General features: G+C 62.3%; 16 protein-coding genes. 5 read left to right on the top strand and 11 right to left on the bottom strand.

Translation table 11 applies throughout. The features are described from left to right. Positions 1-221: 221 nt before the first annotated feature. The 6 genes from HX899_RS00465 to HX899_RS00440 all read right to left on the bottom strand — a co-directional run bounded on the left by HX899_RS00465 (position 222) and on the right by HX899_RS00440 (position 10,400). A complete protein-coding gene (locus tag HX899_RS00465; protein WP_181291416.1) occupies positions 222-2,045 on the bottom strand; it encodes a bifunctional diguanylate cyclase/phosphodiesterase in 1,824 nt (607 codons plus the stop codon). Positions 2,046-2,176: 131 nt separating this feature from the next. Further along, positions 2,177-3,961 carry an IlvD/Edd family dehydratase gene (locus tag HX899_RS00460; protein ID WP_138386782.1) on the bottom strand — a complete coding sequence of 595 codons (1,785 nt, stop codon included), beginning with the start codon at positions 3,959-3,961 and terminating at the stop codon, positions 2,177-2,179. Next, positions 3,958-4,869, bottom strand: coding sequence for an NAD(P)-dependent oxidoreductase (locus tag HX899_RS00455; protein WP_180195085.1), 912 nt, complete (start codon positions 4,867-4,869; stop codon positions 3,958-3,960). The genes HX899_RS00460 and HX899_RS00455 overlap by 4 nt, the downstream gene beginning before the upstream one ends. A gap of 161 nt (positions 4,870-5,030) precedes the next feature. Continuing rightward, complete coding sequence (locus HX899_RS00450) at positions 5,031-8,231, bottom strand: efflux RND transporter permease subunit (protein WP_181291415.1); 3,201 nt, start codon at positions 8,229-8,231, stop codon at positions 5,031-5,033. Positions 8,232-8,350: 119 nt separating this feature from the next. Then, entirely contained in the window at positions 8,351-9,541 is a 1,191-nt protein-coding gene (locus HX899_RS00445; RefSeq protein WP_171598546.1) for an efflux RND transporter periplasmic adaptor subunit, read from the bottom strand. Positions 9,542-9,587: 46 nt separating this feature from the next. Next, a complete protein-coding gene (locus HX899_RS00440) occupies positions 9,588-10,400 on the bottom strand; it encodes an alpha/beta hydrolase fold domain-containing protein (protein ID WP_029872452.1) in 813 nt (270 codons plus the stop codon). 162 nt (positions 10,401-10,562) lie between these two features. On the opposite strand from HX899_RS00440, the gene HX899_RS00435 reads away from it, so the two are divergent. Next, positions 10,563-11,474, top strand: a complete 912-nt coding sequence (locus HX899_RS00435) for a LysR family transcriptional regulator (RefSeq protein WP_138330180.1) — start codon at positions 10,563-10,565, stop codon at positions 11,472-11,474. Positions 11,475-11,740: 266 nt separating this feature from the next. Here HX899_RS00435 and HX899_RS00430 read toward each other — a convergent pair whose 3' ends face one another. Beyond that, entirely contained in the window at positions 11,741-12,643 is a 903-nt protein-coding gene (locus HX899_RS00430) for an SDR family oxidoreductase (RefSeq protein ID WP_181291414.1), read from the bottom strand. Positions 12,644-12,730: 87 nt separating this feature from the next. Beyond that, the gene (locus HX899_RS00425) at positions 12,731-13,474 is read right to left on the bottom strand and encodes an SDR family oxidoreductase (protein ID WP_181291413.1); all 744 of its coding nucleotides are present in this window, start codon (positions 13,472-13,474) and stop codon (positions 12,731-12,733) included. Positions 13,475-13,593: 119 nt separating this feature from the next. On the opposite strand from HX899_RS00425, the gene HX899_RS00420 reads away from it, so the two are divergent. Genes HX899_RS00420 through HX899_RS00410 form a run of 3 tightly spaced genes read left to right on the top strand, consistent with a single transcriptional unit; the run spans position 13,594 to position 15,527 of the window. Beyond that, positions 13,594-14,502 carry a LysR family transcriptional regulator gene (locus tag HX899_RS00420; RefSeq protein ID WP_138386775.1) on the top strand — a complete coding sequence of 303 codons (909 nt, stop codon included), beginning with the start codon at positions 13,594-13,596 and terminating at the stop codon, positions 14,500-14,502. Positions 14,503-14,541: 39 nt separating this feature from the next. After that, positions 14,542-14,856: a hypothetical protein gene (locus HX899_RS00415; RefSeq protein ID WP_012758722.1), complete on the top strand. Its 315-nt coding sequence runs from the start codon at positions 14,542-14,544 to the stop codon at positions 14,854-14,856. 53 nt (positions 14,857-14,909) lie between these two features. Next, entirely contained in the window at positions 14,910-15,527 is a 618-nt protein-coding gene (locus HX899_RS00410; protein ID WP_138330176.1) for a DNA-3-methyladenine glycosylase, read from the top strand. Between the two features lie 61 nt (positions 15,528-15,588). On the opposite strand, the gene HX899_RS00405 is transcribed toward HX899_RS00410, so the two are convergent. From HX899_RS00405 to HX899_RS00395, 3 genes are read right to left on the bottom strand one after another with little or no spacing between them, the layout of a single operon-like run. Continuing rightward, entirely contained in the window at positions 15,589-17,130 is a 1,542-nt protein-coding gene (locus HX899_RS00405; RefSeq protein WP_138330175.1) for a DHA2 family efflux MFS transporter permease subunit, read from the bottom strand. Beyond that, positions 17,123-18,352, bottom strand: a complete 1,230-nt coding sequence (locus HX899_RS00400) for an HlyD family secretion protein (RefSeq protein ID WP_181291412.1) — start codon at positions 18,350-18,352, stop codon at positions 17,123-17,125. The genes HX899_RS00405 and HX899_RS00400 overlap by 8 nt, the downstream gene beginning before the upstream one ends. Continuing rightward, positions 18,345-18,809, bottom strand: a complete 465-nt coding sequence (locus HX899_RS00395) for a MarR family winged helix-turn-helix transcriptional regulator (RefSeq protein WP_003562008.1) — start codon at positions 18,807-18,809, stop codon at positions 18,345-18,347. The genes HX899_RS00400 and HX899_RS00395 overlap by 8 nt, the downstream gene beginning before the upstream one ends. A 244-nt stretch (positions 18,810-19,053) precedes the next feature. On the opposite strand from HX899_RS00395, the gene HX899_RS00390 reads away from it, so the two are divergent. Further along, entirely contained in the window at positions 19,054-20,598 is a 1,545-nt protein-coding gene (locus HX899_RS00390) for a sodium:proton antiporter (RefSeq protein WP_181291411.1), read from the top strand. Positions 20,599-20,720 lie beyond the last annotated feature (122 nt).

Raw genomic sequence — 20,720 nt, 5'->3', positions numbered from 1 at the left:
GATGCAATACAGAAAGCTTCGTTTCCGCATTACCATGAAACAATGCCGTTGCAAGCTCAAGAAAATTACTTGCGCCTCAATTATCTTCCAGCCGGTGCGAATAAAAAGCCGCGTCGAAAAGATACCGCCTGCCAATTTGAAAGACGAGAGAAGCATTCGTCCGAAATCACCTCCGCAACGCGGCAAAAAACCGGGAGCGACGACCGTCGCCCGCGGAAGGATCACCGGCCGTTCAGCATCGCGGTCTTCTGCTTTTCGATTCGGCTCGTCGGCGATGAGAAAAGACGCTCTGTCTCGGCCGCCGGTGCGGGATAACCGAACGCATAACCCTGCAGACCGTCGCAGCCGAGCTGCGCCAGCACGACGGCATGCGCCTCGGTCTCGATGCCCTCGGCGATCACCTCGACATCGAGTGCCTTGGCGATTTCCACGATCGACCCCACCACGCGCCGCTGCTCGGCGGAGCTGACGACCTCGGTGACGAGCTGCCGGTCGATCTTCAGCCGCTTCGGCCGCAGCTTGACGAGACCGATGAGCGAAGCATGGCCCGATCCGAAGTCGTCGATCTCGATGTCGATGCCCATCTGTTTGATATCGCCGATATGATCGAGCAGTTTTTCGTCGCTGTCGTCGAGGAAAATCGTCTCAACCAGTTCGAAGACGATCGCGCCGGGCGGGATATCGAGTTTCCTCAGCTTGTCGAGCAACGCCGGATCGGCAAGGCGGGACGCCGAGATATTGACGGCGATGCGCGGAACCGCAAGGCCGCGCAACAGCCAGAACAACCGGTCTTCGAGAACGCTTTTGAGGATCGCCGCGTCGATCTCCGCCGCAAGCCCGTGCTCGTCGGCGATCTTCAGGAATACCCCCGGAGCAAGCACGCCCTTTTCGGGGTGTTTCCAGCGCGCCAGCGCCTCGAAGCCGATGACCTCCCGGGTCCGGGCGTCGAGCTGCACCTGATAATAGGGAAGTATCTCACCGCGCTCCAGCCCGAGCTTCAGCTCTTCGGCGAGGCGACGCTTGGAGCGCAGATCCTCCTGCAATTGCCGCGTGAAGAATTCGACACGGCTGCGCCCGAGCTTCTTGGCCTGGTAAAGCGCCAAATCGGATTCGGCAAGCAGGTTGCGCGCCCGCCGATCGCCGCTCCAGGAAACGCCGATCGAGGCGCCGGATTGCAGCATCTCCTGGCCGAAGCGGATCTTCTTCCGCAGCCGACGCTGGAGGTCTTCGGTGATCAGCTTCAGCTCAGTGAGATCGGTGAAATTGACCAGCACGATGACGAATTCATCGCCACCGACGCGGGCGACCACGCCATTTGCAGGAATGGCGGCGGTGATTCGAAGTGCTGCGGCCCTGAGAACGGCGTCGCCTGCCGCATGACCGTGGCTGTCGTTGATCTGCTTGAACTGGTCGAGGTCGAGATGTAGCACGCCAAGCGTCGTGATGCTCTTGTCGGCCGGCAACTCCGCCAGCCGCTTGTCGAGAAGGCGCCGGTTCGGCAAGCCGGTGAGATAGTCATGATCGGCGACATGCTCGATGCGAGCATTGCTTTCTTCCAGCGCCAGCGCCCTCGCCTCGGCCACCACCTTTTGCCGCGCGAGTTCCGCGTTGAGCAGGACGTCGGCCGTAACATCCCATTCGGCGCCGATGAAGGAGGGCAGACCCTCCCCATCGACATAGAAATGCGCGCGCGAACGCAAATGGCGGATTTCACCGCTCGGCAGCACGATCCGAAATTGTGAATTATAGGCGCCGCGTGTCGTTATCGCCTGCTCGAAGTCGCGTTCGGCCCGCTCGCGATCATCGGGATGGATGGCATTCGACCAAAGCGATGCCGGCACCAGCCGGCAGGTTTCGCCGGTCTCGTAGAGACGATGCATCTGCGCATCCCACAAGATCCCGTCCTGCTCGATGCTGTGCTCCCAGACACCGATCCGGGATGCATCGAGAGCGAGTTCGAGCCGACGCAGAAGATCCTGAAACTCGTGTTCGGATCGTGTGGCTTTTTTCTCTGGCAACGCGGTCCCAGCCTTAGAAGCTTGCATTACGGCAATATGGTCTCAAGCCGGCATTAATGAAGCCTTGTCCTGACGACCGAACTAATGACTAGGTGAACTGTTCGTTACGACTTTCCCCTTTTGGATCAAAGGACTTGCAGTCTGCAGCACCTTCAAGATCAGTGGTTGTGCCGCGGCGGGGTTTTTGCGATCTGGCGGAATTCCGCCGCTCCCTCCAGCACCGCTCCGTCCGACAATTGCGTCACCGAGCGGCGGTAGATCTGCTGCCATGGCGTCGCATCCGCCGGCACTGGCGGGATGCCGTCGCCCTTGCGCCGTTCGATCTCGGCGTCCTCGACCAGCATGTCGCAGCGCCCGTGGTTGAAGTCGATGCGGATGATATCGCCGGTACGAAGCCAGGCGAGGCCGCCTCCGGCGGCACTTTCCGGCGAGGCATTGAGGATCGAGGGACTGTCCGCCGTGCCCGACTGGCGGCCGTCGCCGATCGTCGGCAGGCTGCGGATGCCGCGCTTCAGGAGATGATCCGGCGGCTGCATGTTGACGACCTCAGCCGAACCCGGCCAGCCGATCGGCCCGGCGCCGCGGATGGCGAGGATGGTATTTTCGTCGATACCGAGTTCGGGATCGTTGATGCGCTTGTGATAGTCCTCGGAACCGTCGAAAACCACCGCTTTGCCCTCGAAGACACCTTCGTGCCCGGGTTCCTCAAGGTAGCGCCGGCGAAAATCCTCCGAGACCACGCTCATCTTCATGATCGCGAAATCGAAGAGATTGCCTTTGAGAACGAGGAAGCCCGCCCGCTCTTTCAGCGGCTCGGCGAACGGCTTGATAACCTCGCGGTCGCGCGCTTCCTTGCCCTCTAGGTTCTCGGCCATCGTCCTGCCCGTCACCGTGCGACAGTTGCCGTCGAGCTTTCCGGCCTGCAGCAGTTCCCACATGATCGCCGGCGTGCCGCCGGCACGATGAAAGCGCTCGCCGAGATAGGCGCCCGCCGGCTGGACATTGGCCAGCAGCGGGATATCGAAGCCATGCACCTGCCAGTCGTCGGGATAGAGTTCGACGCCAGCGTGCTTCGCCATCGCGGCCAAATGCGGCTGCGCGTTGGTCGAGCCGCCGATCGCCGAATTGGTGCGGATCGCATTGAGGAAAGCCTCGCGCGTCAGGATATCCGATGGCTTCAGATCCTCGAACACGATTTCGACGGCGCGTCGCCCGGTGCGGTAGGCCATCTGGCCGCGTTCGCGGTAAGCCGCCGGAATGGCGCCACAGCCGGTCAGCGAAAGGCCGAGCGCCTCGGCCAGCGCATTCATCGTCGAAGCGGTGCCCATCGTATTGCAGTGGCCGACGGAAGGCGCAGAATCGAGCGCCGCCTGCAGGAATTCCTCCCGATCAATCTCGCCTGCCGCATATTTCCGCCGCATCCGCCAGATCACCGTGCCGGAGCCCGCCAGCTCCCCCTCGTGCCAGCCGTCGAGCATCGGGCCGCCGGAGAGCACGATCGCCGGGATATCGACCGTCGAAGCCGCCATGATCGCCGAAGGCGTGGTCTTGTCGCAGCCGGTGGTCAGCACGACACCGTCAAGTGGATAGCCGTAGAGGATTTCGACGAGGCCGAGATAGGCGAGATTGCGGTCGAGTGCGGCTGTCGGGCGTTTGCAATTCTCGAAGATCGGATGTGTCGGAAACTCGATCGGAATGCCGCCGGCATCGCGAATGCCGTCGCGCACGCGCTTGGCAAGCTCGACATGCACCCTGTTGCAAGGCGTAAGATCGCTGCCGCTCTGGGCAATTCCGATGATCGGCTTGCCGGAGCGCAGCTCTTCCGGCGTGATGCCGTAATTCATGAAGCGCTCGAGATAGAGCGCTGCCATGTCGATATGATCGGGATTGTCGAACCAGTCCTGCGAACGTAGGCGCCGCTTCGGCGAATGGTTGTCCGTCACTTCTTTCCTCCCGGCCGGGCATTCTTCTCTTCGAGATGGAGGAGCAGGCCGCTGTGATCCTTTTCGCCATTGCCATTAGCGACGAATTCGCTGAATTCGGCATGCACCGCCGCAGTCAGCGGCAGTGTCAATGACAGGGCATTGGCTGTCTCCATGGCGGCGTTCAGATCCTTCAACTGGTTGCTGGACGAACCGCCTGGCGTAAACTGCCGCTCGACCATGCGCTTGCCGTGCAGTTCAAGGATACGGCTCTCTGCAAAGCCGCCGCGAATGGCGTCCCGGAAGGCCGCCTGCGAGCCGCCGCCCGCTTCGATCAGCATCATCGCTTCGGCGACGGCGCCGATCGTCACCGCAACGATCTGCTGGTTGGCAAGCTTGGCGAGCTGGCCCGCCCCGCTTGGACCGACGCGGGTCACGCGCCCCATCGGCGCAAAGACATCTGCAAGCCCGTCGACCACGTCCTTGTCACCGCCCGCCATGATCGCGAGCGTACCCGCTGCCGCCCCGACGACACCGCCTGATACCGGCGCATCGACATGATGGATGTCGCGGTCGGCAAGCCTCGCCGAATGGTCGCGGGCGAAATGCGGGGCGATCGAACTCATGTCGATGACGGTTGTGCCAGGCGTCATCGCATCGGCCGCTCCGCGGTCGAACAACACGTCCTTCACCGCCTCGGCGTTGGTGAGCATAGTGATGACGACGTCGGCACCCGAGACGGCATCATCAGGTGTTTTAGCGCAGATCGCGCCGTCTCCCGCAAGCGGCTCGGCCTTGCCGGGATCGCGATTCCAGACGGTGACGGCAAAGCCCGCGCCAAGCAGCCGGCGAGCCATCGGCGCGCCCATCAGGCCGGTGCCGAGAAAGGCGATCCGCCTGCCGTCATGACCTTCTCTCGAACTCGTCATTCAGTCCTCCCAACTGTTGTCCGTCTTTGATAGTCCCCTCGCCCATCGTTGCAAACCGTTTTGACGGACGTAACGCATTTTTGTGGAACACCCTGAAAACGATACGGGCGAGAACCGAAGTTCCCGCCCGATTTACTCGACAAAGGAAGGTTGAATTCCGTTTATTCCGCCGCGAGCCGGATGACCTCCGCCTCTTCTTCCTTGTGTTCGTCCGGCTTGTGCTGGATGAGCGGACGGTTGCCCGTCAGCCGCCGCAGCAGCACATAGAACACCGGCGTCATGAAGATGCCGAAGAAGGTCACGCCGATCATGCCCGAGAAGACCGCGACACCCATGGCCGCACGCATTTCCGCGCCGGCGCCCGTGGAGACGACGAGCGGCACGACGCCCATGATGAAGGCGAGGGAGGTCATGAGGATCGGGCGAAGGCGAAGGCGGCTGGCCTCGATCGCGGCCTCCCGCGGCGTTCTTCCCTCGAACTCCAGTTCGCGGGCGAATTCCACGATAAGGATCGCGTTCTTCGCCGATAGACCGACAAGCACCACAAGACCGATCTGGGTGAAGATGTTGTTGTCTCCACCGGTGAGCCAGACGCCGGTCAGCGCGGCCAGCACGCCCATCGGCACGATCATGATGATCGCAAGCGGCAGCGTCAGGCTTTCATACTGGGCGGCCAGCACCAGGAAGACGAGCAACAGTGCCAGGGGGAAGACGACGATGCTCGAATTGCCGGCCAGGATCTGCTGATAGGTCAGATCCGTCCATTCGAAGTCGATGCCCGCAGGCAGGGTGTCGTGAAGGATCTTCTCGATTGCCGCCTGCGCCTGACCCGACGAGAAGCCCGGTGCCGGACCGCCGTTGATATCGGCGGCAAGGAAGCCGTTGTAGCGGTTCGCGCGTTCCGGACCGGTGCTCGGTTCCACCTTCAAGAGGGCAGAAAGCGGGATCATCTCACCCGATGCCGACCGGACCTTCAACTGGCCGATATCTTCCGGCTGGGCGCGGAATTTCGCATCGGCCTGCACACGGACGCTGTAGGTGCGGCCGAAGGCGTTGAAGTCGTTCACGTAGAGCGAACCGAGATAGATCTGCAGCGTCTGGAAGACGTCGGTGACGGAAACCCCGAGCTGCTCGGCCTTGGCACGGTCGAGATCGGCATAGAGCTGCGGCACGTTGATCTGGAAGCTGGAGAACAGCCCGGCGAGCTCAGGCGCCTGGTAGGCTTTTGCAAGCACGGCCTTGGTCGCCTCGTCGAGCGCCTGGTTGCCGAGGCCGGCACGATCCTCGATCTGCAGCTTGAAACCGCCCGTCGTGCCGAGACCATTGACCGGCGGCGGCGGGAACATGGCGATGAAGGCATCCTGGATGACGCCGAACTTCTGGTTCAGCGCCATGGCGATTGCACCGCCCGAGAGATCAGGCGTCTTGCGCTCTTCGAAGTCCTTCAGCGTCACGAAGACGATGCCGGCATTCGAGGAGTTGGTGAAGCCGTTGATCGACAGGCCCGGAAAGGCAATCGCATTGGCAACGCCCGGCTGCGCCAGCGCGATGTCGGTCATGCGCTTGATGACGTCTTCCGTGCGGTCCAGGCTTGCGGCATCCGGCAACTGGGCGAAGCCGATCAGATACTGCTTGTCCTGCGACGGCACGAAGCCGCCGGGGACCGTGCTGAACAGGCTGTAGGTCGCACCGACCAGCGCCAGGTAGATCACCATGACGATGCTCTTGCGCGACAACAGCCCGCCAACGCCCTTGCCGTAGGCATTCGAGCCCGCTCCGAAGACACGATTGAAGCCGCGGAAGAACCAGCCGAAGATAGCGTCCATGAACCGCGTCAGCCAGTCCTTCGGCTGATCATGGCTCTTCAGGAGAAGAGCTGCCAGCGCCGGAGACAGCGTGAGCGAGTTGAAGGCCGAGATGACGGTCGAAATCGCGATCGTCAGCGCGAACTGGCGGTAGAACTGACCCGACAGACCGGAGATGAAAGCAAGCGGCACGAACACCGCGACGAGCACCAGCGCGATCGCGACGATCGGACCGGAGACTTCCCTCATCGCCTTGTAGGTGGCAGCCCGCGGCGACAGGCCTTCCTCGATATTGCGCTCGACGTTTTCGACCACCACGATCGCGTCGTCGACGACGATACCGATCGCAAGCACCAGTCCGAACAGACTGAGCGCGTTGATCGAGAAGCCGAAGACATACATGACCGCGAAAGTGCCGATGATCGAGACAGGAACGGCGATCAGCGGGATGATCGAGGCGCGCCACGTCTGCAGGAACAGGATGACGACGAGGACGACGAGCGCGATGGCTTCGAGCAGCGTGTCGATGACCTTCTCGATCGAGGCCCGCACGAATTTCGTCGTATCGTAGACGATCTCGTATTTGACGCCCTCAGGCATGGCGAGCTGCAACTGATCCATGGTCGCGTTCACATTGTCCGCAATCTCGATCGCGTTCGAACCCGGCGCCTGAAGAACGGCGACGGCGACGGCCGGCTTACCGTCGAGCAGCGAACGCAGCGTGTAGTCCGCAGCACCGAGCTCGATGCGGGCGACATCGCGAAGGCGGGTGATCTCGCCATTGGCGCCCGTCTTGACGATGATGTTGCCGAACTCCTCGGGCGTGCGCAGGCGGCCCTGGGCATTGACGTTGAGCTGCAGGTCCACACCGGGCTGGCTCGGCGATGCGCCGATGATACCGGCGGCGGCCTGGATGTTCTGGGAACTGATCGCGCTGCTGATGTCGCTGGCGGCAAGATTGTGCTCGGCGGCCTTCTGCGGGTCGATCCAGACACGCATGGAATAGTCGCCGGCGCCGAAAACCTGCACCTGACCGACGCCTGCGATGCGGGCGAGCCGATCCTTGACGTTGAGGGTCGCGTAATTGCGAAGATAGGTGATGTCGTGATTGTTCCCGTCGGAGACGAGGTTGACGACCATGATGAAGTTGGGTGAGCTCTTGACTGTCGTGATGCCGAGCGAACGGACTTCCGCCGGCAGGCGCGGTTCGGCCTGTGAAACGCGGTTCTGCACGAGCTGCTGCGCCTTGTCGGGGTCGGTGCCGAGCTTGAAGGTAACGGTGACGTTGAGCACGCCGTCCGATGTCGCCTGGCTGGCCATATAGAGCATGCCTTCGACACCGTTGATCTGCTCTTCGAGCGGCGTCGCCACCGTTTCGGCGATGACGCTTGGGTTGGCGCCGGGATAGGTAGCGCGCACGACGATCGACGGCGGCACGACCTCTGGATATTCGGAAATCGGCAGCGCGCGCAGGCCGATCAGGCCGGCAACCAGGATGAGGACCGAAAGAACGCCGGCAAAGACCGGGCGGTCGACAAAGAATCTGGAGATGTTCATATCAAAGCCCTCTCCGGGGTGAACATGGATGCAAAGTCCCTCTCCGGCGGTTTGGGAGCCGCCGGCGGGTCGTATCATTTCGAGTATTGGCCCTCCCCCTCAGGGGAAGGCGAAAGTCTTTACTGCGCGGTCGCGACCTTCTCTTCCATCTGAGGCGCGACGACTGCGCCTGGACGGATGCGCTGCAGACCGTTGACGACGATCTTCTCGCCGACGTTCAGGCCGCCTTCGACCACCCGCTGACCGTCAGCCACTGTGCCGAGCTGGACCTGCCGATAGGCGACCTTGTTCTCGCCATCGACGACGAAGACGAACTTCTTGTCCTGGTCGGTGCCGACGGCGCGGTCACTGATGACGATCTTGTTCTCGGCCTTCGGCTGGCCCATGCGCACCCGCACGAACTGGCCGGGGATGAGACGCCCGCCCGGATTATCGAAGACGGCGCGAACGCCGATCGTGCCGCTTGATGCATCGACCTCGTTGTCGATCAGTTGCAGCTTGCCCTTGATCGGCGTGCCGCTGTCGGTCAGCGTGCCGACTTCGACCGGGATCTGCTCGACGGGAGGCAGGGCGCTGTCCGTCTGCGGAAGCTGGGCGAGCGCCCGCGTCACCATCTCTTCGCTGGCATTGAAGCTCGCATAGATCGGATCGACCGAAACGAGCGTCGTCAGCGCCGGCGAGGTCGAACCGGCCGCGACGAGGTTACCGGCAGTCACCTCGATCTTGCCGATGCGGCCGGAAACCGGAGCCCGCACTTGAGTGTAATCGAGATCGAGCTGCGCAGACTGCAGGGCAGCTTGCGCCGAACGCAGCCCCGCCTGAGCCTCAGCCAGCGAACTCTGGCGCTGATCGAGATCGCTCTGGGAGATGGTGCGGTTGTCGGAAAGCCTGCGGCCGCGATCGAGTTCGGTCTGCGCCAGGCTGACCTTGGCCTCGGCCGAAGCGACCTGGCCTTGCGCCTGCGCCACGCTCGCCTGGTAGGGAGCCGGGTCGATGGTGAAGAGCAGGTCGCCCTGCTTGACCAGCGCCCCTTCGCGGAAGGCCACCGAAAGGATGGCGCCGGCGACACGGGAACGCACCTGCACCCGGTCGACCGCTTCGAGACGGCCGGAGAAACTTTCCCAGGCCGTCACGTCGCGCGCCGCGACGACGGCAACCGTCACCGGCACAGCGGGAGTCTCCGCGGGGGCGGAAGCAGCTGTAGCGGTCGTGCTCATCGGCAATTCGAAAAACAATGCAGCGCCGGAAATGGACGCAACAAGCCCTATGCCGGCGCCCATCAGGGCCCAGCGCTTACTTCTGGACGTCATTAGTACTCTCCTTGCGGCTCTAAGCCGCCGAAATATCAGGTCTTCTTCAATGCAATTGCGGTTGGACGCTTACCTCCCGAAGAAAGCTTCCAAAATGGCGGCTGACGTTTTCCTGCCAGTCGGGCGCTCCGTCGGATTTCCCACCATAAATCGAGGGCCAGCCCGTCCCGGCGGGAAGGACATGCTGGCGCACACCGACGCCGGCCTGTTTCAGGCGGACACCGTAACCAATCGTTTCGTCGTGCAGAGGATCATCCTCCGCGGTGAATATCAGCGCCGGCGCGACGCCTGAAATACGCGAACAGAGGCAAGGCGCCGCATAAGGATGGCAACCGCCGCCGCTCAGATAGTGGCTCCAACCTTCCGTCCAGCGCTGGCGCATGCCGATGGCTTCAGCCTTGCGGATCGAGGAAGTGCCCATGAAGGGATCGAGCAGCGGCGAAATCAGAACCTGGCCGTCGAGCGCGTCCGGCATCTGGTCGCGCGCCTTCAGCGCCACGCCGGCGGCGACATTGCCGCCCGCCTCCTCGCCGGCGACGAAGAGCAGCGACTTGCGGTCGCCGAGACCGGCGCGTTTGTTGGCGAGATAGGTGAAAACGGAGAAGGAGACTTCCAGCGCCTTTGGAAACAGGTTGCCGGAAAGGCTGCTGTAATCGGCGGCAACGACGATGGCGCCGGCCTTGGCGAGGCTCATCGCCACCGGCCGGTCGACGTGTTTGTCGCTATCCAGAAACGCGCCGCCATGCAGGTAAAGCACGATCGGCGGACCCTTGCCGTAATCGGCGCCCTGGTAGATGCGTGCGGAAACGGGGCCGATGGCCACCTTATCCAGCATCATATCTTTCCATTCCACCGTCATGCTTCCGGTCTCTTTTGTCGGCCACAAGCAGACAACGTCCGCCGCTTGCATTTTCTACAAAAAAGATATTGTTATTCCAACCAGGGAATAAGAAGCTATAACGCGATAACACTGTTCCAGATCTCGAACAATGGTGCAACGCAAACTGCGGATTTGAAACCGATGGATCAGCTCTCGGCAATGCGCGTCTTCATTCGTGTCGTGGAGACGGGCAATTTCACCCGCGCCGCCGACATGCTCGCCATGCCCAAGGCGACGGTGACCAATCTCATCCAGGGCCTGGAAGCGCATCTGCGCACCAAGCTTTTGAATCGGACCACGCGCCGGGTCATGGTGACCACGGACGGTGCGCTTTATTACGAACGCGCCGCCCAGATCATTTCGGAACTGGAAGAACTCGATGGCAGCCTCTCCAATTCGCAGAGCTTGCCGAGCGGACGGCTGCGTGTCGAGATGGCCGGCGCTTTCGCCGATTGGATTGTCGTTCCGGCACTTTGCGATTTCTATCAGCGTTATCCCGATATCCGTATCGACCTCGGTGTCGGCGACCGCACGGTCGATTATCTTGCAGAAAACGTCGATTGCGCGCTGCGCGCCGGCACGCCGGCCGACCAGTCGCTGATTGCGCGGCGCGTCTCCGAAGTCGAGATGATCACCTGCGCTTCTCCGGGCTACATCCAGAAATTCGGCATGCCCGAGCGGCCCGAGGATCTGGAGGCGGATCATTACACCGTCAACTATTTCCGCGCCCAAAACAACCGGACGCTGCCGTTCGAATTCCGCCGGCACAACGAGGTGATCGAGACCAGCCCGCGTTACATCGCCTCGGTCAACGATAGCCGCACCTATCTGACGGCGGCGCTGACCGGCCTCGGCATCGCGCAGGTGCCGATCTTCATGGCGCGCGAGCCGATGGCAAGGGGCGAACTCGTCCGCGTGCTGCCGGACTGGCGCCGCGATCCGCTGCCGCTCTATGTCGTCTATCCGCCGAACCGCCACCTCAGCAACAAGGTCCGCGTCTTCGTCGACTGGCTGGTGAAACTTCTGGTCGAGGCAAAACTGAACGACGGTTGAGCGCCAAAACAAATACGGCCCGGAAGGCAGGGGAAACCTTCGACGGGCCGCAATCTACAACTTTGAACATCAAGCCTGTCGCACCGTAGCAAGGGCGCGGCAGACTCTGGAGGTTCGCAAAGAGAACGGCAGGGAATTCCACTCTCTCGCGATAAAGCAGATATACGCACTCCCCACAGGATTGTAAGGAAAAATTCCGCAATCACGTTCACATAATTGCGATGATGGCTGGCTCCTTGTTCCCCCGCGCGGTGGCGGACCGGGTTTCAATTCCCGGCCGCCGGCTTCAGTAGGTCCTCGAGACCGATGCGGCGGAACAATTCCGCCCGGACACGATCGGCGACGCCGTTGACGATCTCCGCGCCGTCCTCGGACGGATCGATATGGACGCGGAACGGCCGGGTGCCAAACGGCTTACCAACGACATCGACGATGGCGACGGCAACCGCGCCGGCATCGGCGTCGGCAGGTTCGAGCGCTGCCAGGCCCTGCAGCGCCTGTTCCGGCACGCCCTTGTAGGGCCCTTCATTGTATTCGGCGGCGCGGGCCGTATCGGCGGGCGAGCCGGAATGGGCGAAATGGTTGGTGCCCTTGGTGAAGGCGCCGGGCACGATGATCGAGGTCTCGATGCCCCAGCGGGTAAGCTCGCCGGCATAGGAGACGGCAAGTGAATCCATCGCCGCCTTGGCGGCGAAATAGGGCGAGAGGTAGGGAGGCGTGCCGCCGCGGCTGCTCGACGACGATACCCAGACCACCAGGCCCTTGCCCTGCTTGCGCAGATAGGGGAGTGCCGCGCGGTTGACGCGCTGGGTGGAGAGCACGTTGATGTCGAAGAGTTCGGCGAACTGTTCCGGCGTGAAGGCTTCGGCTGGGCCGAAGGACATATGGCCGGCATTGTGGATGATGACATCAAGGCGACCCGCATCGGCGATGATCCTGGCGATACCTGATACAACCGACGCGTCGGAGGCGACATCGAGTTCGACCGAGCGCAGATCGACATTGTTCTCCTTGGCGAATTCAGCCGCATCGGCGACGGCGGGAGCGTTGCGGCTTTCCGTGGCGCGCATGCCGGCATAGACGGTGTGGCCGGCCTTAGCGAGAGCGCGGGCGGTAAGCGCGCCGAAACCACTGGAAGCGCCTGTTGTGACGATGACTTGCTTGCTCATGATCCTATTCCTTCTGGGTTCGATTGGGATTGCTTGAAGTGGAAACTTTGAGTTGGCGGCAGCCTGGAGACCGCCGCCGGTCTTTCGTCAGATCACGCCGCCATTGGCGCGCAGCGTCTGTCCGTTGATCCAGCCGCCGTCCGGGCCGGCGAGGAAGGCAACCGCAGAAGCGATGTCTTCCGGTGTGCCGAGGCGTTCCAGCGGGTTCATTTTCGCCGTGCGGGCGATGAGTTCGTCCGACTTGCCGTTAAGGAAAAGCTCGGTGGCGACAGGACCGGGCGCGACGGCGTTGACGGTGATGTTGCGGCCACGCATCTCCTTGGCCATGATCGCCGTCAGCGTTTCCACCGCAGCCTTGGTAGCGGCATAGACGCCGTAGGTTTCGAGCTTCAGGCCGACGACGGATGTCGAGAAGTTGACGACCCGGCCGCCGTCGCGCAGACGCCTGGCTGCCTCGCGCAGCGTATTGAAGGTGCCCTTGAGGTTGACACTGATCTGGCGATCGAAATTGGCGTCATCGGCCTCGGCAAGCGAAGAGAGCATCATGATGCCGGCATTGTTGACGAGCACGTCGACGCCGCCGAAAGCGGTTTCCGCGGCATCGAACATGCGGCGGACGGCATCCGCATCGCTGACATCGGCCTTCGCCGTCAGCGCCTTGCCGCCGGCCTGCTCGATCTTCTTTGCCAGTTCCTCGGCCGGAGCGGCATTGCCGGAGTAATTGATGACGACGGTGAAACCGTCCTTGGCGAGGCGCTCGGCGACTGCTGCGCCGATGCCGCGGGAAGCGCCGGTCACCAGTGCGACCTTGCTGTTTTCGTGGGAAGCCATTGTCCTTCTCCTTCATTCTGCGCCGCAGCGCGTTTTCGATGAGGAGAAGATGCGCCTTTTCCTTTTGCGGATAATCTGGCATTCTTCGGCATCACTATCCGAGAATAACGAACAAACAGATGGACAGATTTGACGCCATGCGCGTGTTTTGCCGTATCGTGGAACGCCGCAGCTTCACGCTTGCCGCCGATGACACCGGTCTGCCACGCTCGACTGTCACCGATGCGGTCAAGGGGCTGGAAGCCCGCCTCGGCGTGCGCCTGCTCCAGCGCACGACGCGCCACGTCAGTCCGACGCTTGATGGCGAAGCCTATTACCAACGCTGCCTGTCGATCCTTGCCGATATCGAGGAAGCCGAAGGAGCCTTTGCCGGCGCCAAGCCGAAGGGCATGCTGCGTGTCGACGTGCACGGCACGCTCGCCCGCCATTTCGTACTGCCGAGCCTGCCGTCCTTCCTGGAGACCTATCCGGAGATCGAATTCTACATGAGTGAGGGCGATCGGCTGATCGATCTGGTGCGTGAGGGCATCGATTGCGTGTTGCGCGTCGGCACGCCGCAAGACAGCGACATGGTCGCCCGGCGCGTCGCCATGCTCGATGAGGTGACACTCGCCTCTCCTGCCTACATTGCCCGCAACGGCCTGCCGCAGCATCCCGATCGGCTTGCCGGCCATCGCATGGTCGGCTTCCACTCCAGCGGCACCGGCAGCCTGCTGCCGCTCGAATTCACCGTCGACGGCACGGTGCGTAACATCACCATTCCCGCCACCATCGCGGTCAACGCCGCCGAAAGCTATATCTCAGCGGCGAGGATGGGCCTCGGCATGATCCAGATCCCACGCTATCACGCCGAAGGAGATCTTGCCGCGGGAACGCTGGTCCAGATACTGCAGGACTTTCCGCTGACCCCGACACCGGTTTCCTTGCTTTACCCCCGCAACCGCCAGCTTTCGCCGCGCGTGCGCGTCTTCATCGACTGGCTGGTAAAGGTCTTCGCTCGACAAAATTCCGAAAACGCGCTTCACTAAATTGCGCCTTGCTAATATGAGCGCCCTCGGAGAACGGCCATGGCACTCAACGATATCACCGTCTACCAGACGGAAGACGGCTTCGTCGTCGAATTCGGCGGCGAAGGCGAAGACAGCATTGCCGTGACGCTGCGCAGCACGCCTGAGCTAACGTCGGAAAATGCCGTCTTGCGGGCCAAGGCCCTGCTTGCCGCAGCAATCGAACCTGCCCATGGCGACGGCGCGCGCAGCAAGGATCCTGCTTTGCTCGAAGAAGAGCTGGAAGAGGGCCTGGAAGATTCCTTCCCGGCGAGCGACCCGGTCTCGGTCACATCATCCTCGATCCCGATGCGCGATCCGAATGCGGGCCGCTGATGTCTCTGGCCGAAAAACATGAAGCGGTTTCGGGATGACGGCGAGCGCGCTGAATGTTATCTGCGTCTGATATGACCGATGGTGGAACGATATCAGGCGCGATCGGCGCCGGCACGCTCACCGGCGAAAGCCTCAGGGAATTTTTCGAGCGCGATGCGATCGCCGTCTCCCGCGACCTGCTCGGCTGCCATCTGACCGTGGACGGCGTCGGCGGGCGCATCACCGAGACCGAAGCCTATTTCCCCGATGACGAGGCCTCGCACAGCTTCCGCGGCCCGACCAAGCGCAACGGCGCCATGTATGGCAAGCCGGGCAATGTCTATATCTACCGCATCTACGGCATGTACTGGTGCCTGAATTTCGTCTGCCATCCTGGCTCGGCTGCACTCATCCGCGCCCTGGAGCCGGAAACGGGAATCCCTCTAATGATGGAGCGGCGCGGCACCGATATGCTGACGTCGCTCTGCAGCGGCCCCGGCAAGCTCTGCCAGGCGCTCGGCATCGACATCGAGATCAATGACAGGCTGCTCGATCGCCCGCCCTATGCGATCGCGCCGTCGGCCCCGGTGCCGATCGTCTCGGGAAAACGCATCGGCATCACGAAAAATGCCGAAGCACCATGGCGCTTCGGCATTCAGGGATCTCGATATCTCAGCAAGCCGTTTCGCTAAAGCAATTCCAGGAAAAGTGCGAAGCGGTTTTTCCGTCCGGAATTGCGGCAACGCCTGGAGTTCATTCCATGACGGCGCTGTGGTCGACGGCGGGTGCTGCCTTCGGCTTGCGCAACAGCAGAACCAGCGGAATGACCGCAAGCGACATCAGCATCAGCAGCTTGAAATCGTCCATATAGGCGATGATCGTCGCTTGCAGCGTGATGATCTCGTTGAGCGAAGCACGGCCGGCCGCCGTCACCGGGCTGAGCCCCTGCGCAGCCACCGCATTGAAGGCGTGGTTAAACGGCGTCACATAGGCGGCGATCGATTCATGATTGCTCTGCGTGTTTTCGACGATCAGCGCCGAGACGATCGAGATGCCGACCGCCGAGCCGATGTTTCGCGACAAATTGTAGAGACCGGTGCCGTCGCCGCGCATATGGGCGGGCAGCGTGGAAAAAGCGATCGTCGTCAGCGGCACGAACAGAAAGCCGAGGCCGGCGCCCTGGATGAAGCCGACCGAGACGATCGTCCATTGCGAGACGTCGGGTGTCCAGCCGGTCATGTCGTACATCGCCCATGCGGTGAGCCCCAAGCCGAGCGCCAGCAACGCGCGCGTATCGACCTTGCCGACCAGCCGCCCGACGATGAACATGCAGAGCATGGTGCCGAGCCCGCGCGGCCCCATGACGATGCCGGCGGTGATGACGGGATAGCCCATCAGCGTCTGCAGATAGGGCGTCATCAGTGCCAGTGAGGCGAGATAGGTAATGCCGACCACGAAGATGAAGATCATGCTGATCGAGAAATTTTGATCGAGGAACAGCTTCGGGTTCACGAAGGATTTCTCCGCCGTCAGCGTATGCACGATCAGCAGATAGAAGGCTGAGGCGCAGATCAACGCCTCGAGCATGATCTCACCGGAAGAGAACCAGTCGAGCTGCTCGCCGCGGTCGAGGAAGAGCTGCAGCGCGGCGATGCCGAGGCTCATCATCCCGAAGCCGAACCAGTCCAGTTTGGCGAGCAGATCCCTCTTGGTCTCGGTGACGTAGACGACAATGCCCATGAAGGCCAGCGCGCCGATCGGCACATTGATATAAAACACCCAGCGCCAGCTGATATTGTCGGTCAACCAGCCGCCGATGACGGGCCCAAGCACCGGCCCGACCATGACCGAGACGCCGAAAAGGGCCATCGCCGAGCCGCGCTCCTCGACCGTGTAGATGTCGAGGAGGATGCCCTGGGAAAGCGGCACCAGCGATGCCCCAAACAGGCCCTGCAGCAGGCGAAACGCGACGATCTGGTTCAGCGATTGCGCCAGGCCGCAGAGAACGGAGGCCGCCACGAAGCCGGCAATGGCGACGAGCAGCACGCGTTTGCGGCCGAACTTGGCGGCGAGAAAGCCCGACGGCGGCGTCATGATGGCCGCCGCGACGATATAGGAGGTCAGCACCCAGTTGATCTGGTCGGCAGAGGCCGACACGCTGCCTTGGATATAGGGCAGCGCCACGTTGGCGATCGTCGTGTCCAGCGCCTGCATGATGACGGCGAGAATGACGCAGGCCGTGATCGCGCCGCGATTGGCAATCGGCGTCGCCGGAGAAGCAGCAGCGTTACTCATGATCCTTGCCCTGAGGCCGGCCCAGAAGCTTGTTGACGAAATCAGGCAGGCCGCGGGCATGACCGGTCTCGACATCGACCACCGTGCTCATGCCGACACGTAGCGGCGGCTTGCCGTCGGTGTCCTCGATGCTGACGCGCATCGGAATACGCTGGACGACCTTCACCCAGTTGCCCGTAGTATTTTGCGCCGGCAGCAGCGAGAAGCTGGAGCCGGAGGCCGGGCTGATGCTCTCGATCTTGCCCTTCCATGTCACGCCGGGATAGGTGTCGACATAGATATCGGCCGTCTGACCGGGCTTGACATAGGTAAGCTCGGTTTCCTTCGGGCTGGCGGCGATCCACAGATGGTCGGTGGCAACAAGCGAGAAGGCCTGTTGCGAAGCCTGCAGGTAGGAGCCGACCTGCAGCGCGTTGACATTGGTGACGATGCCGTCGAACGGTGCCTTGACGACGCTGTGGTCGAGTTCGCGCTGGGCATTATCGACCTGCGACTTGGCCTGCAGATAGAGCGGGTTTTCCTCCACCGGCTGGTCGGCATTGCCGCCAAGCTGGGCGAGCGTCGTTGCGGCTTCCGCCTTGGCGACGGTCACCTTCTGCTGCGCGGCTTCCAGATTGTGCTTGGCTTCGTCATAGGCCGATTGCGTCGCGCTACCGTTGTTGACGAGGTTTTGCTGCCGGTCAAACTGATCCTGATAATAGGGCAGATCGGCTTGCGCCTGCGTGATCTCGGCAAGCGACTGCTGATAGCTGGCCTTGAGATTCATGATCTGGTTGCGCTGCGCGCCGAGCTGCGCCTTGGCGCCATCAAGCGCGATCTTGAAAGAATCCGACCGCAGGCTGAAGAGCACCTGCCCCGCCTTGACCGCCTCGTTCTCATGTACGTTGATCTGGTCGACGATGCCCGAGACGTCGGTGGTAAGTCCGACCATGTCGGCCTGGATATAGGCGTTGTCGGTCGACATCACCTGGCCGCCATTGACGTAATAATAACCGCCGACGACGAGCGCCACCGGCAGCAGGGCAAACAGGATCGGCCGCGTGAGACTGCGCCGGCGGCGGACCTTGTTGCCGCCAGGCGCAGCCACGGCGGCAGCCGGCGCTGAACTGGATGAAGGCGCTTCGGCTACCGTTTCCTGCTGTTTCGCTTCGTTGTCTTCGACAGGAGTCTCGGTCTTGGCATTGGCGTCGGCAACGACGCGGAGGGAGGATTGATCAGCCATCGTTCGTCTCGTTCTCGTCAACCGGGCTCCGGCATGCCTGAACCAGGTTCGTCTTCATTACGGATAGGATGTGGAAAAGCAGCTCGCGCTGCTCTGGCGAAACGCCTTGCAACGCTTCTGCGCGGGTGGTGTCGCCGAGCTCGCGCATTTCGGCGAGCAACGGGTGCGCCTCGTCGCGCATATAGAGCAGCCAGATGCGCCGGTCGGTCGGGTGCTGGCGGCGCTCGATCAGCCCGCGTTCGGCGAGCTTGTCGAGAATGCGCACCAGCGTGATCGGCTCGACTTCCAGGATTTCGGCAAGGCCGCCCTGATGGATGCCTTCATTGTTCGAGAGATAGGCAAGCGTCTGCCATTGCGACCGTGTCAGCCCAAGGCACTTCGCGCGCTGCTCGAACCGCTTGCGCAGCAGCCGTGCGACGTCGTGGAGAAGGAAACCGAGGGTCGGAGTGGCGTTCATGAAACCTGTGACCGTTATTTATAAGCATCCTTATAATATCGGTAGATATATTGAGCATGTGCACTGCACAAGGGCATGGACGGCAGATTCAGCAATGGCGGCTAAAATGCCGCAGACCGGGTCAAGCATATCCTGCAGTTTCTCCTTTCGCCGTTTACAAGCACCAGACGGTAGCCGCAGCCCAGCTCCGCCCTAATTCTGTGGCAGGAACAGCCTCCGCCGGAGGCGCGCATTGGGGAGCTCGATGGCGTTCTTCGAAAGCATGCTGACGCTGCTGCTGGTGGCGATCGTCTTTCTGCAATTCTCCAGGAAATTCCGGATTCCCTATCCGACAATGCTGGCGATCGCCGGCGTCATCGTCGCGGCCGTGCCCTGGGCGCCCGAGGTCGCGATCGATCCCGAGCTTGCGCTAGCGCTGCTGATTGCGCCCGTACTTTTCGACGCCGCCTATGATCTGCCGCCGAGGACATTGAGACGCAACTGGCTGCCGCTGTTCTCGCTCGCCGCCATCGCCGTGATCCTGACGGCCGCAGCCGTCGCCACCGTCAGCGTGACGATGGCCGGCCTGCCGCTTGCCGCAGCTGTCGCACTCGGCGCCATCGTCGCCCCGCCGGATGCGGCCGCCGCGACCGCCATGCTCGACCGCTTCACCCTGCCGCGCCAGACCTATGTGATCCTGAAGGGTGAAAGCCTCCTGAACGACGCAGTCGCGCTGCTGATCTTCAGCGCTGCGGTGGCAGCCGCCGCAAGTCCCGCCTTCTTCGCCGGCGCCCTGGCGGAGTTGGCGGCTGCCGTGCCTGGCGGCCTCATCCTCGGCTATCTCATGGGCCGTCTCTATATGGTCGTCGGCCTGAGGCTTGCCGGCACGCTCGGCGGCACCCTGCTCGAATTCGTCGCCACCTTCGGCACCTGGATCATCGCCGAGCGGCTGCACCTTTCGGCAATTCTGGCCATCGTCGTCTATGCGATGGTGATCGCCCGCTACATGCCCGAGCGGCAGACGGCCCGCCACCGCATTCATTCCTATTCGGTCTGGGAAGCCGCGGTCTTTCTGCTCAACGTGCTCGCTTTCCTGCTGATGGGTCTGCAGGCCCGTCAGATTGTCCTCGACCTCGATCCCGGCCGCCTGAATTTCGCGATCACCTTCGCCGCCATGGTCTTCGTCACCGTCATCGTCGTCCGCCTGGCCTGGGTGCTCATCTATAACCGCGTCATCAACTTTCTCGCCGCGCGCGGACGCACGACACAAGCCGTTCCGACTTTCGCGACCAGCCTGCTTGCCGGCTGGTGCGGCATGCGCGGCCTCGTCACGCTGGCGACCGCGCTCGCTCTGCCGATCGACTTCCCCGATCGCGATATCATCCTGCTCAGCGCGCTGGCCGTCGTTCTCGGCACGCTCATCGTCCAGGGGCTGACGCTCGGGCCGCTGATCCGTTTCCTGAAATTCGACCCGGACACCTCCCTGGATCGCGACCTCGCCAAGGCCCGCGTCACGTTGATCGATGCGGCCCTTGCCGAACTCGCCGGCGGCGAGGACAAATCCACCCGCATCCTGCGCGACGTCTACACCTCCGAGCGCGAAATCACCGCTGATGGGAAACACCCGCGCGAGGTCAGCAGGCTCGACAAGCAGCGCCGCAACGTCATCGTCGCCAAACGCCGCAGACTGGCGGCGATGCGGCGCGCCGACGAGATCGACGACGATGTTTTTCACATGCTGGAACAGGAGCTCGACTGGGCCGAACTCGCCGCCCTGCCGCCCGGCAAAGACGAAATCGTCGAGAGCTGATACCCTCTGTGACGTTTTGATGGATTCCGGAATCGTTACCAATTGGCATTTGCAATTTTTCGCCGCTGCCGTTTATAGTCCAATTCCATAGGGTTACGATTTTTCGGATGTGCATTGCGTGC

Source organism: Rhizobium sp. WYCCWR 11146 (genome assembly GCF_013591995.1).
GTDB lineage: Bacteria > Pseudomonadota > Alphaproteobacteria > Rhizobiales > Rhizobiaceae > Rhizobium > Rhizobium indicum.
Note: the sequence above shows the minus strand (reverse complement) of the source record. Positions and strands in the feature narration are given on the sequence as shown.

Excerpts from the sequence above, each read along its gene's own strand:
- HX899_RS00425 (WP_181291413.1), bottom strand. The coding sequence starts at position 13,474 with ATGGCTTCCCACGAAAACAGCAAGGTCGCACTGGTGACCGGCGCTTCC.
- HX899_RS00455 (WP_180195085.1), bottom strand. The coding sequence starts at position 4,869 with ATGACGAGTTCGAGAGAAGGTCATGACGGCAGGCGGATCGCCTTTCTC.
- HX899_RS00410 (WP_138330176.1), top strand. The coding sequence starts at position 14,910 with ATGTTATCTGCGTCTGATATGACCGATGGTGGAACGATATCAGGCGCG.
- HX899_RS00435 (WP_138330180.1), top strand. The coding sequence starts at position 10,563 with ATGGATCAGCTCTCGGCAATGCGCGTCTTCATTCGTGTCGTGGAGACG.
- HX899_RS00450 (WP_181291415.1), bottom strand. The coding sequence starts at position 8,231 with ATGAACATCTCCAGATTCTTTGTCGACCGCCCGGTCTTTGCCGGCGTT.
- HX899_RS00390 (WP_181291411.1), top strand. The coding sequence starts at position 19,054 with ATGGCGTTCTTCGAAAGCATGCTGACGCTGCTGCTGGTGGCGATCGTC.
- HX899_RS00420 (WP_138386775.1), top strand. The coding sequence starts at position 13,594 with ATGGACAGATTTGACGCCATGCGCGTGTTTTGCCGTATCGTGGAACGC.
- HX899_RS00415 (WP_012758722.1), top strand. The coding sequence starts at position 14,542 with ATGGCACTCAACGATATCACCGTCTACCAGACGGAAGACGGCTTCGTC.
- HX899_RS00405 (WP_138330175.1), bottom strand. The coding sequence starts at position 17,130 with ATGAGTAACGCTGCTGCTTCTCCGGCGACGCCGATTGCCAATCGCGGC.
- HX899_RS00465 (WP_181291416.1), bottom strand. The coding sequence starts at position 2,045 with ATGCAAGCTTCTAAGGCTGGGACCGCGTTGCCAGAGAAAAAAGCCACA.
- HX899_RS00395 (WP_003562008.1), bottom strand. The coding sequence starts at position 18,809 with ATGAACGCCACTCCGACCCTCGGTTTCCTTCTCCACGACGTCGCACGG.
- HX899_RS00440 (WP_029872452.1), bottom strand. The coding sequence starts at position 10,400 with ATGACGGTGGAATGGAAAGATATGATGCTGGATAAGGTGGCCATCGGC.
- HX899_RS00400 (WP_181291412.1), bottom strand. The coding sequence starts at position 18,352 with ATGGCTGATCAATCCTCCCTCCGCGTCGTTGCCGACGCCAATGCCAAG.
- HX899_RS00430 (WP_181291414.1), bottom strand. The coding sequence starts at position 12,643 with ATGAGCAAGCAAGTCATCGTCACAACAGGCGCTTCCAGTGGTTTCGGC.
- HX899_RS00445 (WP_171598546.1), bottom strand. The coding sequence starts at position 9,541 with ATGACGTCCAGAAGTAAGCGCTGGGCCCTGATGGGCGCCGGCATAGGG.